At 50.1% G+C, this 16,147-nt stretch carries 11 protein-coding genes and 1 pseudogene; 4 read left to right on the top strand and 8 right to left on the bottom strand.

The window, feature by feature from the left end:
• The first annotated feature begins 21 nt into the window (after positions 1 to 21).
• Positions 22 to 276 carry a helix-turn-helix domain-containing protein gene (locus AC3IUA_RS04045; protein WP_489362226.1) on the top strand — a complete coding sequence of 85 codons (255 nt, stop codon included), beginning with the start codon at positions 22 to 24 and terminating at the stop codon, positions 274 to 276.
• A 929-nt stretch (positions 277 to 1,205) separates the two neighbouring features.
• Here AC3IUA_RS04045 and AC3IUA_RS04040 read toward each other — a convergent pair.
• The 4 genes from AC3IUA_RS04040 to AC3IUA_RS04025 form a co-directional block, all read right to left on the bottom strand.
• Positions 1,206 to 1,547 carry a hypothetical protein gene (locus tag AC3IUA_RS04040; protein WP_489359232.1) on the bottom strand — a complete coding sequence of 114 codons (342 nt, stop codon included), beginning with the start codon at positions 1,545 to 1,547 and terminating at the stop codon, positions 1,206 to 1,208.
• A gap of 91 nt (positions 1,548 to 1,638) precedes the next feature.
• Positions 1,639 to 3,660, bottom strand: a complete 2,022-nt coding sequence (locus AC3IUA_RS04035; protein ID WP_489359231.1) for a hypothetical protein — start codon at positions 3,658 to 3,660, stop codon at positions 1,639 to 1,641.
• Entirely contained in the window at positions 3,657 to 5,333 is a 1,677-nt protein-coding gene (locus AC3IUA_RS04030) for a hypothetical protein (protein WP_489359230.1), read from the bottom strand. The genes AC3IUA_RS04035 and AC3IUA_RS04030 overlap by 4 nt, the downstream gene beginning before the upstream one ends.
• Before the next feature lie 8 nt (positions 5,334 to 5,341).
• Positions 5,342 to 6,631, bottom strand: coding sequence for a tyrosine-type recombinase/integrase (locus tag AC3IUA_RS04025; RefSeq protein WP_489359229.1), 1,290 nt, complete (start codon positions 6,629 to 6,631; stop codon positions 5,342 to 5,344).
• Positions 6,632 to 6,703: 72 nt separating this feature from the next.
• On the opposite strand from AC3IUA_RS04025, the pseudogene AC3IUA_RS04020 reads away from it, so the two are divergent.
• A pseudogene (locus AC3IUA_RS04020) lies at positions 6,704 to 6,847 on the top strand (cupin domain-containing protein); the annotation flags it as partial.
• Between the two features lie 256 nt (positions 6,848 to 7,103).
• On the opposite strand, the gene mmsB reads toward AC3IUA_RS04020, so the two are convergent.
• Together mmsB and AC3IUA_RS04010 are read right to left on the bottom strand one after the other, a co-directional pair.
• A complete protein-coding gene (gene mmsB / locus AC3IUA_RS04015; RefSeq protein WP_489359228.1) occupies positions 7,104 to 7,991 on the bottom strand; it encodes a 3-hydroxyisobutyrate dehydrogenase in 888 nt (295 codons plus the stop codon).
• Positions 7,992 to 8,005: 14 nt separating this feature from the next.
• Entirely contained in the window at positions 8,006 to 9,532 is a 1,527-nt protein-coding gene (locus tag AC3IUA_RS04010) for a CoA-acylating methylmalonate-semialdehyde dehydrogenase (protein ID WP_489359227.1), read from the bottom strand.
• Between the two features lie 162 nt (positions 9,533 to 9,694).
• Here AC3IUA_RS04010 and AC3IUA_RS04005 point away from each other — a divergent pair, with 162 nt between their 5' ends.
• The gene (locus AC3IUA_RS04005) at positions 9,695 to 10,642 is read left to right on the top strand and encodes a LysR family transcriptional regulator (protein WP_489359226.1); all 948 of its coding nucleotides are present in this window, start codon (positions 9,695 to 9,697) and stop codon (positions 10,640 to 10,642) included.
• 267 nt (positions 10,643 to 10,909) lie between these two features.
• On the opposite strand, the gene AC3IUA_RS04000 is transcribed toward AC3IUA_RS04005, so the two are convergent.
• Together AC3IUA_RS04000 and AC3IUA_RS03995 are read right to left on the bottom strand one after the other, a co-directional pair.
• Positions 10,910 to 11,854: an abortive infection family protein gene (locus AC3IUA_RS04000; protein WP_489359225.1), complete on the bottom strand. Its 945-nt coding sequence runs from the start codon at positions 11,852 to 11,854 to the stop codon at positions 10,910 to 10,912.
• A gap of 461 nt (positions 11,855 to 12,315) precedes the next feature.
• A complete protein-coding gene (locus tag AC3IUA_RS03995; protein ID WP_489359224.1) occupies positions 12,316 to 13,539 on the bottom strand; it encodes a lysozyme inhibitor LprI family protein in 1,224 nt (407 codons plus the stop codon).
• Positions 13,540 to 14,190: 651 nt separating this feature from the next.
• Here AC3IUA_RS03995 and AC3IUA_RS03990 point away from each other — a divergent pair.
• The gene (locus AC3IUA_RS03990) at positions 14,191 to 15,978 is read left to right on the top strand and encodes an ATP-dependent nuclease (RefSeq protein WP_489359223.1); all 1,788 of its coding nucleotides are present in this window, start codon (positions 14,191 to 14,193) and stop codon (positions 15,976 to 15,978) included.
• The last annotated feature ends 169 nt before the right edge of the window (positions 15,979 to 16,147 follow it).

Genomic DNA, 16,147 nt, shown 5'->3' with positions numbered 1-16,147 from the left:
TTAGTGGGAACCGAGGCGGTTATGCATCAGCTGGCAAAGGCACTGGGCGAAAAAATACGAGCACAGAGGAAGGCTAAAGGACTGTCCCAAGACGCCTTAGCATTGGCCTGCAGAGTCGATCGTAGCTACATGGGACGTATTGAACGCGGCGAGGTAAACATCACTGTGGAGAAGCTGTATCGGATAGCAGGCACACTGGAATGCGAGCCTAAATGCCTCCTACCCGATATGTTTCCCCTTCATGAGTTGTCTTCGACTTCACGAGTACATAGCTAATCCGCGTTGAGCCTTCAGGACGGTGAGTCCCCCCCCCCGCTTGAGTTGTGCACGAGCACCGCAATATCGGATGGCCACAAACTTTGCATAAGCCTCACCCAGACCGCACGCAGCCGTTTGCTTCCTGAAGATCGCCATCGCAAATGGACGACTATTGGTTACGTTGTTCAAAACGTCCAACAACGAGCTTCTCGTATTAGCTCCATCAGTTACATAACCAAGTTGGCCAACCGCGAGGTGCAGGCAGTAAAAGGCCGCGTGCGCTATGGTAACTACGATCCTCGAAACTGTCCCTTGGGGTCAACTGTACCCTGAGTGACGGCCTAATGAGCGTCAGCATCGCGGCCCACATCGCCTATGCACTCCACAATGGTCGCGGTAGGAACCATTTGCGCACGAGATTGGCGTTGATGTCGGCTCAGCGCAATGCTGGTCACAGATGCGCCTGGTTGCAGGTATTCCTGGACGACTTGAGGTTTGAAGGGCTTGGGTTAAGAGGTTCGTTGGCGCATGGAGATCCGCTTGTAGAGGCTAAAAATGGTCTCCACTTAAACAGGTGAACACCATCGCCCTAAGCGTTGGGATCAGGAAGGTGTGTTGGCCGGACGGTTACGGTCAAACACCACGACCTTGATGTCCCGCTCGACCAGAGCGCAGCGAGGCCATCAATGGATTTTCGGAAGTCGACGGGCTTGGGGTAGAGATAGACTTTTTCGACTTTTGCAGCGGGACGCATCATGAGGTACTGGCTCCGGAAAGGAATCGGGAGCACAGCATCGTGGATCAGGTGGTGACTTTGAATTTGTGGTTTATGGATCGCTTACAACTTATTAACCCACTACAAACGGCATAGTCACTTGAGCCTTTTGGACAGTAATAGCCGGCATCCGGGAATCCATCGTCTCCCTTGGAGTCAATTTTTCCAGTTACTAGCGCGGAAGACGCGGATGCGTGCTGAACTCAGCGATATTTGAAGGCGGCAGCTGAGACTTGAGAGCTTCGTTCTCTTTCGTCAGCGCTAGGATGGTCTCGTGTGCTTGCACCAATAGACTCTGCGCGAGATCTCTATCCGACTCGAGTAATGCGACTCGTTCTTTGAGGTTTTGGTTAACTCGCTTCGCTACCTTCAACCGCTGCCCTGCGGACTCAGGCTTGAGAAACACTGCATTAGCGACGTATGCCTTGATCTCCTTGATCAGGAGGGGGTACCTCTCCTTCTTCAAAGCTGAAGGGTCTCTGCCAGCTTCCTTCGCCACATTATTTTGGGACATCTCAGTTCCCGGGGGCAAAATAACCGGTACGTTCCCCTTCAGCCTTTCGAAAGCAGCTCTGAACAGCTTTTCCGCTTCGCCTATCTCATGATTAGCCAATTGTGATTGCCTCGATAGCGTTTGTTGCTACTTTATGCTGAGATTGAAGACTTTCAAATCGCGGGGTGTCCGCGAGTTCATGCTCGAGTTCAAAAGCGACTATCTTGATAAATCGCTCTAGCTTTGAAAGATTTCTTTTATCAACCAGTCCCTCTTTGCACACCGCGCAATTTACAATATTGTCGAATCCTCCATACTGACAGGGTGACGTTGAAAAGCACAGCCCCAACAGGTTCCTACGAAAGCTAAACTTCCCCTCCTTGACAAGCTTAAGCAACTTCTTCACTTCATCATCTTGCAAAAAATTTAGAACCGACTGCTTATGTTTCTCGGAAATTAATGATATGTAATTCTCACTTTTCAATTCAAGCGCCGTACAAGCCAACTGTTTATGGAGCTCAATCAGGAATTCATCTCCAACCCCCTGATTTAACTCAAGGCTTGAGTAATTTCTCCCGTAATAACTAGACATACCAAGATAGTAGTGCTTTAGTTGCCACTGGCCAGAGTATTCAGTCACTAGGCCTGACCGGCATGCATTAACATATAAAGTGCGTCGTAACTGGTGATGAGCAAAAGGCCAGGGTTGACCAACAGCGTATTTTTCGGGGTCTAGGTTTGGAGTTGCAAGCAATGCTTTATTAAGATCCTCTGGAGTTATCGCTATACATTTCTCATCGAATAGACCAGCACATCTCTCACGCCACTGGCCGTATGACATCCAAGCTCGAATACTTACAGGCCTTTCAGAAATATCAATTTTTGATGGCAACCAAGGCTCTATTCCATAAACGAACAGATAGGGATTATCTATCTCTTCTGGTGACATATTAATTCTAGAATCTAAGGACGCAACCTTCATCCTCATTTTAGCTATCGAAGTCATGACACGAACTGCCATTTCCGCAACTGGAGATGTGACCCATAACGCATTGTCATCCCTTAACGTTTTTTTCGTAGCCCCCTTAAGAAAGTAAACAGTTTCGCCGCCAATAATATCTTTGAAGAAAGCGTTACTGCGCAATCCAGCAGCCTCAGAGACACGTACACCACTAAAATTAATTAGGAAAATTTGACCTATGAAGCACAACGCATTTAAGTATCTCCCGAACGGCTTAGCCCCAGCCTTCACAGATATCTCGCCCGATGGTTGGGCATAAATGAGCTCTGAGATAACATCTAAGACTTCCATTTTTTCGGCATATTTTGAAAATGTCCCAAGATAGACAATATTTTTACGTTTGCTTTTTTTAAAGGGGGATTTATTTCCGAGTGCTCCTGACCTTGTGGCGGCCTCAATACTCCCACAGTTGGTCAGATAAGCAGCAAGAAACTCCTCAAACATTTGCTCGAACACGCTTTGATGATCAAGATATCTCTGGAGAAAATAACTCAATCGGCCTAATTGATAATTCCAAACTCTCAATGGAATATAGGCAGTCTGAACCGTCTCGTGTTCATCGTTGATGTAAAGTTCAAATCTCGCCAATTCTTCGGAGTCAAAGATGTTAAACCCCAGCATTTGACGTCCGTCATTTATTTCCCGAAATACGCTTTTAAAAACTTTCATTCTAGACGGCGACTTATCTGAAAACCATTTCACCAATTCATGCTGAACGAGCGGATATCGCTGCAAGTCTTGAACCTCAACAAACTTCAGCTGACAAAAGTAGAGTATCTGTCTTAGACAATCCACATGATTCTTCATCGTTCTCGGCGATAGATTCCCCAAGTCGCCGAACTGCATATAAGCTGCGAACACTCTAAGAACATCTTGATTTTTACGCGAGATTGGATATTTATGACGCGTTCCATTTGCTATGCTGATCAATACTGGCCGACCACAGGTTATTGAGTGATCATAGTAATCGTCACCGTATCTGCTGATCACTTTCCCGCTCAAATCAGTCGCCATTGGAAAATCATTAGACGGCGGAAAAGTTGTGAGCTTGTAGCTAGGATTAGCTTCATCGATACTTTCATGAAGGATATTGCTAAAATATTCAAGCTTCATACTAAGTCCATAATTTCTAAATATCCTGCCCATTTTGGGTGATGATCGCTGTCCGCGCACCGGGACAAAGCATCTAAGTAAAACTCCTCAGCCGCACTGCTAACTCTTCGAAACTCTTCTACGATCTGATCGATTCTTAACAGGACAGCCTGAACCGAAGACAACGCGCTATTAGATGCCATTCCAACATCAACAAACCCTTCATTATTTTTTACCTTACGGTAACTTAATAACGACCATATATAATCAAAACTTGTCACACCCCGATACTGTTCACAAAATAAGCAGCCGGCCGAATTAGAGCAATTTGGTTCAGCGCCTAGATGCTCCAGCGTCACTATTTTAACTGGTATCGATGAGCTACAACGACCAGGCGCGATGGCGTTCAACTCTTCTTCCACTGTAGCGAAAAATTGGGTCCACTGAGTAGCGGCCACCTCCAACTTCGGTCGCATATATGACTTAACAAAAGTGTGCACATTATGCTGACCCACACCTGCAGCAAGCTTGGCACTCTCCGCATACTCGAAGACATCATTGAGTAAGTACGTACGAATCGCACTGGGCGAGATATACGGACGACCCAAACGTTGCAACAACAAACGCAACGAGGAAGCATGAAATACATCAGACTGGTTTACATTATCATCTTTAATAAAAGGAAAAAGTCTTGATGACGGACGCCTAAAGACAACGCGTGATCGAAATTCTAAAAAAGCCTCAAAATGGGCTACAAACTTTTCATATACTTTATAATTAACTGACCCTCCCTTGCGCTCTTTGTAAGTACGATAGCGCCTTCCACTTTCCTCTGTCCATCCTTTTATGTTAGCCAAATCTAGCTTTTTGGCATCCTCGAGATTTGTTCCTGTATAAAAAATAAAGTAGTGAAGCTCACACAACAACCGCAGATTCATGAATGTACGCTCACTCTTCGAGTTGCCCTCCTTAATCTCCAACACCAGCTCTGACTCGCTGCCCTTGTTTGCAGTAAAGTTACGTCCACTACCACCGCGATTGAAATCAACCTTATCACTAAGTGCTGTTGTCAATCGGAGCGGCAGCGTTGATAGCGCTTCGCCTTGTGATAACAGCGCTATCAGATCCAACAAATCTGATACAAACTCTCGAGTCTCATCGAATGTTTTATGCTTCGCTGATACAGAGAAATTACTATCTTGGCTTTTTGTTTTGCCTAGCCGAGTCTTCTTCAAAAGCGCCGTTGAAGTTATACTTAAAATATCCTCAAGAGATTTAGCAACTTTTGAAACCCAGTAACTAGCAGTATTTTTAGATATCTCCGATCGCTGTAGACGCTGAGAAACTCCATTTGCCCAAGCGATGAATACTCCTTCAACATTATAAATATTTACTTGATAACCTCCGACATCAACATATGCGAAAAACCCCTTTAAGCTTTTGTAGTGGGCTCTAAATGTCCGTTCTGAGCGCCCCCCAATAACAATACAAGACAAAAAATCATGCAGGCCTTCGACTAGCTCTAATCGTTCTACTGAAAGATCTTCTAGTACGCCCTCCGACAACTGCCGATGAGCTTCTCTCTCTGTCAAGCTTGAAGCTCCAACATAGAGAAAAACCCGTAGGTCGTGCGGAACATGAAGAGAGCTGTAGCGCATCATGGGAAATGTCAAATCAGGAATCACACTAGTCATTAATTCTATTACTCAGCCATGATGTGCTTCGCAAAATATTCATTTGCCCACTCTTCGAGGAGGTTGTCCTCCAAAACAAAGCTTACGTACGCTAATGAAGTTTCCTCTTTTTTATGCATCAAAAGTTTTCGAACCAGACCAATAACCAAAGGCATTCTTTTCACTCCGAAGACGGAGAGTCCCGTTGCAGCTACTTCGCTAGCAAAGGTCGCTCTCGCTCGATGGAATTTAAAATCATCGAAATTGAAACCGAGTAACCTCGCGTGTGTCTTGAGGCGTAAAATCTCTACATTGACCACACTGCTTTTATCTTTTCCACCACGAACATAAGGCCGGCCGAAGCGATTTAGAAAAACGATACTTTTGTTTGCATCACTGGCTTTGGCCTGCCGCTCAATTCGCCTCACCGAGGCGATGTAATCTTTAAGCGCACGTAATACCTCTATTGGAATTATTACCCTTCCTTCTTTATCGAATTTGGTCTTGACTGGTGCCCCCTTGACATTTGGCCCTACATGCAAGTAAGCAAACAGGTCGTTCTCGCCAGCAATTTTTAAAGCATCATGAATAGTCTTTTCTTTTAAATCACAGACAGACCCTAAGCGCAAACCAGTAGAAAATGCCAGCAGCAGCATTAGATAAAGTTCTACGCTCGAGTAGTTTTTAGCAACGTCTAAAATCCGCCCTTTCTGCAGCTTAGTAACAGGTAGCAACCCATCCTCCAATCCGTTACGATCCCGTACATCTGGGATTGATATGCGACTTTTCCGGATTGTTAACGTTTTCTTAAATCCCGCACAGGATTCGATACGCTTATGTACAATTTCCTCTTCAAACGGAGCGGACTCGGGATTAATCAGGTCATTTGCCATAATCCACTTATAAAAAACTATAATGTCATTCATACGTCTTTTGGTAGTGGACGATGCTAACTTACCCTCCTGTCGCAGGCCTATAAGATATCCACGATAGCGAAGGAGCACGTTATCGCTCCATTGCTTCGGAAAGCACCACCATTCAACTTTTTCTTCTTCTAGAAAAGCCATGTAGAGCTTTAAAGATGTGGCATAAGCGTGCGCGGTTGCAATCGAGTTCATTCGTAGCTGAACCGCTCGAACTAGATGAAGAAACCAAAGGTTTGCTTCATGCCAGGGCGCTCCATCAATCCAGTAGGCTTGGGGGACGTTTTCTACTACTTCAAAACTTTCTGAGCTAGCCGAGTGCGCAACGAAGATCGAGTTCGTTTTCACCGTGGTTCTAAGTCTGAGTCTGAGTCTGATGTACTCAATTCGGGCCATGCGCGGTCTCCTATGAATGTCCATAGGCTGGCATGAATTCGGTAGGTGTCAATAGGTGGTATGAAGCCGGTATTCCAGGAAGGCTACTGCGTGATCACCCCGGACGGCATGGCGCCGATCCATCTGCGGGCGGGTGATATTTTTGTTATCGAACCGGGGATGACTGGCACATGGGAAGTGGTCGAGACCGTGCGCAAGTATTTTGTGTTTGCCTAATCCTGTAGCAGCTGGCGCAGCCTGCGTTCGGCCGCGAAGCGGTCGTAAAACCTGAGACCACAGTTAGTCAGATGGATATGACATTCAGAATGGCGACCGCTTCGCGGCCGAACGCAGCCTTCGGCAGCTGCTACTGAGGGATCAGTGCCTCATCAAACACAAAAAATCCGAGAGCCCACCCTATGTGGGCTCTCGGAAGATTGCTACCGGGTTGCCTGCGAAAAGATCGTCCGAACGCGGCCCGAACCTGTGGCAGCTACAGGGGTTTGCGATAGCTGTTGATGATCGCCGAGAAGTCCTTGCCACCTTCCCCACGCTGGCTCATTGCCTGATACAGCTGCTCGGCCACTGCGCCGAGTACCACCGGCTGGTGCGCCTTACGCGCGGCTTCAGTGGCCAGGCCCAGGTCCTTGAGCATCAGCTCGGCACCGAAACCGCCGGTGTAACCGCGCGAGGCTGGCGCCGTTTCGACGATGCCCGGCCATGGGTTGTACATCTCCGAACTCCAGCAACGCCCGGTCGAGCTGTTGATGATGCTGGCCAGCACCTGGGTGTCGATTCCCAAGGCGTCGCCCAACGCCATGGCTTCGCTGACGCCGACCATGGAAATCCCCAGCAGCAGGTTGTTGCAGATCTTGGCGATTTGCCCGGTGCCGACTTCACCGCAAAGGACGATGTTGCGGCCCATTTGTGCCAGCACCGGTTGCAAGGTGGCGAACAGCTCCGGCGTCGCCCCGACCATGAAGGTCAGGGTGCCTGCCTGGGCGCCACCGGTGCCGCCGGAGACCGGGGCATCGGCCATGTCCACGCCTTGCCTGGCAGCAGCTTGCGCTACATCGCGAGCCGTTTGCGGGTCGATGGTGCTGCAATCCACTGCGGGCACACCCTTGGCGATCCCGGCCAACACGCCGTCTTCACCCAGCCAGACACTGCGCACATGGGCGGCGGCCGGCAACATGGTGATGACCAACTCGGTGCCCTGAGCCGCTTCACGAGGTGAAGTGCTGATGGTGCCACCCAGCTGAGCCAGTTCGGCGAGCACCGCCTGGTTCAGGTCGAACAGGTTCAGCTGGTGACCGGCCTTGATCAGGTTGCGCGCCATCGGCGCGCCCATGTTGCCCAGACCGATAAATGCAATCTTCATGTTCTTCTCCTCGATCAGCGCAGATGGATGGTGGTGTTAACACCGTCGTTTACGCTTTCATCGTCGAACCAGCGACTGGTGACTGTCTTGGTCTGAGTGTAGAACTGAACCACTTGTTTGCCGTACGGGCCGAGGTCGCCGAGCTTGGAACCACGGGAGCCGGTGAAGCTGAAGAATGGCACCGGCACTGGAATCGGGATGTTGATACCGACCTGGCCAACATCGATTTCTGTCTGGAATTTACGCGCTGCCGCACCGCTCTGGGTGAACAGGCCAGTGCCGTTGCCAAACGGGTTGCTGTTGACCAGCGCAATGGCTTCATCAAGGGTATCGACTTCCAGCACTACCAGTACCGGACCGAAGATTTCCTGGGTGTAGATCTGCATGTCGGTGGTCACCCCGGAGAACAGGGTCGGGCCAATGAAGTTGCCCTGTTCGAACCCCGGAACCTTGACATCGCGACCGTCGAGTTCCAGCTTCGCGCCTTCCTTGATGCCCGCTTCGATCAGCGACAGCACACGTGCCTTGGCCTTTTTCGAAATCACTGGACCGACATCGGTGCCTGGCTCGCTGCCGGCATTGACGGTGAGTTTCTGCGCCAGTGCCTTGAGGTCCGGCAGCCATTGCTTGGCCGCGCCCACCAGCACCACCACCGAAGTCGCCATGCAGCGTTGGCCGGCAGCGCCGAACCCGGCACCGACCAAAGCGTTGAGCGCTTGTACGCGATTGGCATCAGGCAGCACCACCGCGTGGTTTTTTGCGCCCATCATCGATTGCACGCGCTTGCCGTGTTTACCGGCCAGGTCATAGACATGGGTACCGACCGCGGTCGAACCGACGAACGACACGGCTTTGATGTCCTTGTGGGTGCACAGCGCATCCACCACGTCCTTGCCGCCGTGCACCACGTTGAGCACGCCCGGTGGAATCCCGGCCTCGATTGCCAGTTCCACCAGCAGCATGGTCGACATCGGGTCCTGCTCGGAAGGCTTGAGCACGAAGGTGTTGCCGCAGGCGATGGCCATCGGGAACATCCACAGCGGAATCATTGCCGGGAAGTTGAACGGGGTGATCCCGGCGCAGACGCCGATCGGCTGACGCAGGGTGTAGGTATCGACGCCACCGGCGACGTTCTCGGCGAATTCGCCCATTTGCAGGCTGCCGATGGAGCAGGCGTGCTCGACCACTTCCAGGCCACGGAAAATATCGCCTTCAGCGTCGGCAATGGTCTTGCCCTGCTCGGCGCTGAGGACCACGGCAATGCGCTTGGAGTGTTCGCGAATCAACGCCTGGAGCTTGAGCATGATGCGCATCCGCGCGCCGAGCGGCGTCAGCTTCCAGGTCTGGAAGGCGCGATGGGCGGCGCTGATGGCGGCGTCGACTTCAGCGGCGGTAGCGAAGGGGACTTTGGCCAGCACTTGCTGGGTGGCCGGATTGACGATGTCGTGCCACTCGGTGGTCTGCGACTCGACCCATTCGCCGTCGATCAGCAGCTTGACCCGTTGCAGGGTGGTTTCGTCTGGCGTGAGAGATGCGTTCATGATGGTCTCCTGGCTTCTTGTTATTGAAGAGAGTGGTGAGGCAGACAGCCAAGGCGTGTCGTCGCCTTGATATGAGGGTGCGTCTCGAATTGGTTATCGGACTGTTTTTGGAGTATAGATGTGCAAACTTCTAATAAGAACGCACATAAAAGCCGGTCCAACATGCAAAAAAACATTACGTCTTTAAGCTCTTTGAACTGGGACGACCTGAAGTTCTTCCTCGAGGTCGCCCGTACCCGCAAGGCCAGCACGGCCGCCAAGCGCCTGGCGGTGGATTACACCACTGTGTCGCGACGCATCAGTTCACTGGAAGGTGCGCTGGGTACCTTGCTGTTCGAAAAATCGCGGACCAACGGCTTCGTGCTGACCGCCGAAGGCCAGCGTCTGCTGGGCTATGCCGAGTCGATCGAAAGCACACTGCACATGGCCTGCGAGCAGGTCTCGGGCTCTGGCGTGGCGCTTTCGGGCCATGTGCGCATGGGCTGCACCGAAGGGTTTGGCAGCTTCTTCATCACCCCGCAGCTGAGCCACTTCGTCGACACCTACCCGGCGATCTCGGTGGACATCCTGCCGCTGCCGCACTTCATCAGCCTGTCCAAGCGCGAGGCGGATATCGTCATCGCCCTCGAACGTCCGGAGCACGGCCCCTACGTGTGCTGCAAACTCTGCGACTACCGGTTGCAGCTGTACGCGACCCAGGATTATCTCGACAAACACCCGCCAATACGCCGCCCGGCAGACCTGGGCAAACATCAGTTCATCAGCTATGTCGACGATCTGGCATTCAGCTCCGAGCTGCTTTACCTGGCCAACGTACTGCCCGGCGCCAGCGCCACCCTGCGCAGCACCAGCGTGATCGCCCAGTATGTCGCCGCGCAACAGGGCCGCTCACTGGCGATCCTTCCGTGTTTTCTGGCCGCTCAGGACCCGCGCCTGCTGCCGGTGCTGCCAGAAGAGATCAACATCACCCGACAGTTCTGGATGTACTGCCGGGAGGACCTGAGAAAGCTCAAGCGGATCACCCTGCTGTGGGACTATATCAGGGAGGTCACTGAGCTGAATCGCCCGTTGTTGCTGGGTGAGACGCGGGATCTTCGGTTTGCAGACTGAGAGTCCACAAGGAGTAAGGGAGCTCCATCGTAGCGAGATCGGGAACACCATTGCAACGACTTGTGACAGGGGTTATGACAGAACTTGTGACACCTCGCTACAAACCCACACATGCCGAAAAGCCATCCTCCAGAGCAGCCCGCGAGCCCGCTAAGGACACACGCGGACACACGCGGACACACGTTAAGGCTAAGGCGAGAGGGCGTACGGGGGAACCTGCGCGTGTACAGGTAGTGAGGTGGTCATTCAGATTTTTCTGTCAGATTCTCAAACAGCCAATCTGCGTTTTGACTCAAGACCCGCCAGCATGACTATTGCGGAAGCCGTTAAGTGCAATCCATAGGCGACAATCTCTGGTTCTACAGTTCTGATCTCTTCACCCTGCCCGTGTCCAGCGTTCTTGTTTCTCAGCGTCGGTATGCCGCTGGTGAGTACGTTGACCAAGGCTTGGAGTTGCGCTTCGTTGTACGCGGGCATGAGTTCAGCATCCCTGCACGCCAAGATCAACTTCGAAGCGGTGTCGCCAGCACCATAGGGTTTTCCGTTGGCGGTCAATATGACCTTCATGGTGCTTTCAAAGGCCTTGAGGGCATCGACCAACGCCTCTTCGTGGTTGCCATGGCGGTAGTGCTCATACGCCCCCAAGAACTCATCGCGTGGACCTGAATACACGTCAGCATTGAGGAACCCAATGGCAGGCTTTACGATTTCCAAATGTAGAAGCTGCGAATCAATGCGAATAATTTTCCCGTCGACTAATTCGTAGCCACACCCTGCCTCTTTAAATCTTTCATTCAGCTCCTGCAAACACTCAGTAACATGTGCATCGGCGCCATTTTTACTCATATAAGAATGCTTTCGAGCGAAAGCATCACCAACTGAATAACATAATTCTACCGCGTCAAGACACCGTTCAATGTCCGGCTCAAGCAGAAGGAAATCGTGCAGCTCGTCATATGCACCGTCGTAATTAAGTTTGTTTAACCCAGGCATTAAGGCTTGCTGCCCATATTCCTTTTTTAAAATTTTGACAATCTCATTGTAAACCCGCTTGGGCTGATCGTATTGACGATAGTGTTTCTCATCACCCAGAAGCTCTTTGATCATAAATGAGAATTGCACTCGAAGCGTGACGGGCAACGTATCGTAGACGTATACGTCAACAACCTCGCCGCGCAGTCGCTTCTGACGTTTTGAATACAAGTCAAACACTCCCATTTTCCGCCCCGAGCTTGATTCATCGTGTTGGCATCATACAGCTATCCCGCAAGGTCACCCAGAACAGCCGCCAAGCAGAACGCAGACGACATCCCCAAGGCCTTCGACGAAAGGACCACCTTGAGCAACTCCCGAAGTAACAAGACCAATCGATAGATAGCACGTTGGGTCACCGGAGTGATCACAGCATCCCACCCTTCTATTGAGTAGTCATCGCATATGTATGAGCTTTTGCAGTGTGGGGCCTAAAGATAATCCCCAAAAAGCCAATGCCGGTCATCGTCGAGTCGCCTTTCCGGGTCCTGTAGGTCGACCCAGGTGATCTGCGTCATCGGTCAAGGCCAAGCAGGCACGCGATAAGGCTCAGACGCGAGGGTCTACAGGGAATCTGCGCACGTATATGTAGTGGGTGATCATTCAGATTTTTCTGTCAGAACCTCGATGGAGGGAGCAGGCTACTTAATGAACCAGCTGAACCCCGTAAACTCCTCAGAACCGAAGGCCATCCAGTTGATGAGCACCTTTTTCGGATCAGTCAGCAGTTTTTCGGACTCGTAATCCCATTCGAACTCGGTGTCCTGAAGTAGTCCTGCTCCACTGAAAACTTTAAGCGCTCCAAAACGAAATGGTGTCCATGCTCCCGACGGGCCCATTCTCCCTCGCACCGAAACCTCTTCTGTTCTCGCGCTAAAGAAGTGCTCGACGACCAAGCTCTCATCAATAGCCAGCACATCATGTAAGGTCAATGTGCCGAGAGGAGCACCCACTGCGTAGGCTGGTGATGAGCCCTCATAAACCTGCCCATGTATTAGCGCTACGACCATCTCCTTGACCGCATTGTTGTCATTAAATGAGATCTCGACCTGCGTTTCTTCGTACCGATACTGGCAACTGCGGCCATGCTGATAGCTGGGAGGCCCCAAACACTCTCGGACTTTTTCGAAAGGCACTGATAACTCAACGATTTCAAAGAGGTTACGCGGCGTTTTAGAAAAAACGACGGCAATATCAGTTTGCCCATTTCCACCCTCTTCTTCCGAAGAGAGCATGGCTATTCGCTCCCGAGTAAGCGCCTCATACCTTGAGTTAGCCATAAGGGGACTTATAGAACCCCCTTCCCATCGTAGTGACTCTCTCAATGCTTCCTTTTGGCGGAAAGAGTCCCAAGCGGCTTGCGACTGAAGTAGTGCTTGGCTTGTCTGTTGATCCATTCGCCTAATTTTTGTTGCGATTACCGTAGCAAGCTCGTCGTCTGCCTGTGCTGCCTTTTTACTGGACAGCAAATTCATTTCTGTCTGAGTAAGCTCGCTATCCGCCCCATCAAGTAAGCCTACGTCATTGTCCCGTGCAGTTTCGTAGTCAGAGACCAATCGTTGGGCAAAAGTTGTGTACGTTTGCGCTAAGGTGATTGCGTTATCGGCCACCTCGCCGAAAGCATGCGCACGGAGAGCATCAAGATCGGCCATAGACGCCCCGGCCTTTTGAAGCTTTTCGTGGAGATCGACCAATTTATGGTATTGATCCAGCTTTTCGCTTTCAGGCTTCCCTTCCATTTTTCGTGTGATTGCGTGCTGAATTAAACGGCCTACGCCGTAGCCCATAGGCAACAAAACAATCGTAAACCAAGGTGATTGAAGGATTGCAGTGATGGTAGGCAAAAGATCATTCGGGACTGCCATGGTCTGGCTGTTCCTTCCTTGGGAGTGGTTGACTGAGGAGGCTACCCGATTACCAGACGTTGGCACAGCGTCAGTAGCGCAACAAGGTCAGCGTCACAGCCACCAAGTAAAACACACACGACATCATCGCAAAGCTCATCTGATGATTTTTTCCGGTCATGGATATTCATCACCAGACAGACACAGAGTCACCTTCAAGTGAGGCTGTAGGGGCACCCCACTGCTTATAATAGGTGCTTTAAATGGGTGCTAAAGGTGACCATACCTGACCCAGTCACATGCTTTTCCAGTCCACCAAAGGGAGCCCTATTTGGGCGCGCTTGTAGCCTTTCGAGCAGCCACCGGACTTTCACCCTGTGCATACCCACAGGCTCCATTAGGGCGTCAGATTGAGCACCTGCGCGAGGGCCTACGGGGTAAACCTGCGAGGGAATGAATGATGAGGTTATGTCTCGGGAATTTCTGTCAGCTTTCCGTTAAGCGAATCTACAGAATACAAGAGAAAGGCTGTTATGATGGCATTTTGCTTTAATTTACGGTTTGCAATCAGAAAAGATCATCATTCAATTTTTGGCAGCTAAATACAATTGAGTCCGTAATACAGACCAAAAGAACAAAATACTGCGAAACACTACACTACACGGAGTTAAAATGCGCTTAATTGACCAAGTCGAAGTTGCATACTTTAGATCAATCTACAAAGACAGTTTGAATAACTGCGCCGACACCAATATTATATTTGGTCGAAACGATTCCGGAAAAAGCAATATACTCAGAGCATTGAATCTCTTCTTCAACAATAATACCAGCCCCGACCTTGACTTCAATTTCCCTCAGGACTTTAACCACTCTCGTCGGGCTGAAGCAGGCGGAGATGGTGACATCCGGAAATTTGTTTATGTGAAAATCTGGTTTAATACACCGCGAACATGGAGGCCATCATTAGGGAATCGGTTTTGGGTTAAAAAGCAGTGGAGCATTTCATTCGGATCTGAAGCTCAAATAACCAGCTCTATTCCAGAGATAAAGCGCCACTATCTGACACGCCTTTTAAACAATATACGTCTTTATTACATCCCTGCCATCAAAGATCGAAAAATCTTCGAGAGCCTTCAAGCCAACATCTATAAAGTTATTTCGCAAAACGTAGAATTCTCCGGATCGTTAGTTGACTTTACGAATGCCTTGCGCGAAAGAACTCAAGATTTAAGCCAGCAACTTCTTGATGACCTCAAAATTACGAGTGTCGTAACGACCCCCAAGGATCTTACTGATCTGTTCCGCTCGCTCGACTTCGAAACGACATCAGAAGCTGGCGACTCGTACAGTCTGACTTTGCAGCGGGGCGATGGAGTACAGGTACGTCACATAGCTCCTATTCTTTCATTTCTCGCCGACCATAGTTCAGAAGACTTCCATATATGGGCATTCGAAGAGCCGGAAAACTCATTGGAGCTGGCGAATGCAATTGAGGAAGCCGAAAGATTTCGCTCTTTTGGACAGCAATCCAACAAGCAAATTTTTCTAACAAGTCACAGCCCTGCCTTTTTCTCATTAGAGCAAGATGACACCTCTCGATACTTTGTAACGCGCTCACAAACAATCGAGGGACGACTTAACTCTTCCATAGTTAAGATTGGCGGCCCATCTGACCCTTTGCCCAGCGAGTTAATGGGAGAAACGCCTCACCTTCCCGTAATTAGTGTTTATCTAAGAGATGCACATAAAAGGATACTCCAACAAGAAAAGGACAGACTTGCACTTTCGCAAATGTTGGACATGCATAATCAATCAGTCATATTTGTCGAAGGTGTGTCTGATGTGACAATCTTCACTAAAGCATGGGAAGTTCTTATTGGTGGTGAGATGCCGTTTCGATTTGAGCCAGCAGGTGGCACCACAAAGATGGAGAGTCTTGCGCGTGATGGGAAGGTCTTGTCAGGCTTAGCCCCTGCACGAAAAATATTTGCACTTGTAGACAATGACACTGAAGGTCGAGCGCTCTATAGCAATGCACGACTCAACAAAGGAGGCCGATGGGTACAACACAACTCAAATAAAGTGTATTGGTGCAGACTACCCTTCCTTCCAGAGTTTGAGAGATTTATGAAGGGAATCGGATTACCTAACACAATCTGGCCTGGAAGCCTTGAAAATCTTTTTAGTCCTACGATACGAAATCGCGCATTGGAATCTGGAGCTTTAAAACTCACCGAGTCTCCCCATGCTGAAATAATTTCCCCAGAGCACTTTGTCCGCATCCAACCGTATCTCACATCACGAGAAGACCTTAATCACTTTAATATTCTCACAACACACGAAGATTATAAGGTCCAGTTCGCTAACTGGATTGTTAGCATAGCAGACGCGGAACCAGAAACTCTTGAACCACTACGGATGATATTTGAAGAAATAGTTCGAATTCTGGAAGGAAACTAAGGTGGGAACGGACACACGTCCTTGTGTCATGTTGATGCACTCGACGTGGGTTAAGTCCCTGAATAAAGCAGCTAACGTTTTATTCCCAGAACCCTGTAACTCGACAATTAGGTTTGGTCGGACGGCCTCACCGGCCTCTTTCGAACTTTCTGTAGGCCAGTCGATTCAG

The organism is Pseudomonas sp. KH_050 (assembly GCF_057838875.1).
This window is presented reverse-complemented; position numbering and strand designations above follow the sequence as displayed.

Coding starts and splice junctions, on each gene's coding strand:
- mmsB (WP_489359228.1), bottom strand. CDS start 7,991: ATGAAGATTGCATTTATCGGTCTGGGCAACATGGGCGCGCCGATGGCG.
- AC3IUA_RS04045 (WP_489362226.1), top strand. CDS start 22: ATGCATCAGCTGGCAAAGGCACTGGGCGAAAAAATACGAGCACAGAGG.
- AC3IUA_RS04035 (WP_489359231.1), bottom strand. CDS start 3,660: ATGAAGCTTGAATATTTTAGCAATATCCTTCATGAAAGTATCGATGAA.
- AC3IUA_RS04030 (WP_489359230.1), bottom strand. CDS start 5,333: ATGACTAGTGTGATTCCTGATTTGACATTTCCCATGATGCGCTACAGC.
- AC3IUA_RS04010 (WP_489359227.1), bottom strand. CDS start 9,532: ATGAACGCATCTCTCACGCCAGACGAAACCACCCTGCAACGGGTCAAG.
- AC3IUA_RS03995 (WP_489359224.1), bottom strand. CDS start 13,539: ATGGCAGTCCCGAATGATCTTTTGCCTACCATCACTGCAATCCTTCAA.
- AC3IUA_RS03990 (WP_489359223.1), top strand. CDS start 14,191: ATGCGCTTAATTGACCAAGTCGAAGTTGCATACTTTAGATCAATCTAC.
- AC3IUA_RS04025 (WP_489359229.1), bottom strand. CDS start 6,631: ATGGCCCGAATTGAGTACATCAGACTCAGACTCAGACTTAGAACCACG.
- AC3IUA_RS04005 (WP_489359226.1), top strand. CDS start 9,695: ATGCAAAAAAACATTACGTCTTTAAGCTCTTTGAACTGGGACGACCTG.
- AC3IUA_RS04040 (WP_489359232.1), bottom strand. CDS start 1,547: ATGTCCCAAAATAATGTGGCGAAGGAAGCTGGCAGAGACCCTTCAGCT.